Raw genomic sequence first — 590 nt, forward strand, 5'->3', positions numbered from 1 at the left:
CGCCGATATACAACTCCCCAGCCACACCCACAGGAACTGGTTCCCCTTGACCATCCAAAATGTATATCTGCGTGTTCGCAATCGGCCGGCCAATGGAGGGAGGGCCGCATTCCTCCGCGTGGCAATCATGCGTAGTTGCGCAAACCGTAGTTTCAGTGGGTCCGTAAGCATTGATCAAACGACGTCCTGGAGCCCAGCGGATAGCCAGCGTATTGCTTAATACTTCACCTGCAATAATCAGTGTTTGAACCGAACTTGAAATCGTATCTTGGGACAAAGTGCCTAGAACCGTCGGAGGAAGTGTGGCATGGGTAATTTCAGCGTGCGCGAATAGCCTCATCAACACGTCATCCATCAACACCTCACCTTTACAAGGAAGGTATATTGAGGCGCCCTGGCAAAACGTCATAAACATTTCAGACACGCATGCATCGAAACTGAATGAGGCAAACTGAAGGATACGGCTATTGGAATCGACGGCGAAGTTCTGGATCTGAGCAATTGCCAGATTGCAAAGTCCTTTGTGTTCGACCATGACGCCTTTAGGCGCGCCGGTGGAGCCGGAGGTGTAGATGATGTAGGCCAGATGC

At 51.4% G+C, this 590-nt stretch carries 1 protein-coding gene; it reads right to left on the reverse strand.

Translation table 11 applies throughout. The features are described 5' to 3' along the window. Positions 1 to 590 (reverse strand): AMP-binding protein (locus GSQ82_RS07230; RefSeq protein ID WP_216847037.1); only part of this gene is annotated, 590 nt, incomplete at both ends.

Source organism: Granulicella sp. L60, assembly GCF_009765825.1.
Classification (GTDB): domain Bacteria; phylum Acidobacteriota; class Terriglobia; order Terriglobales; family Acidobacteriaceae; genus Edaphobacter.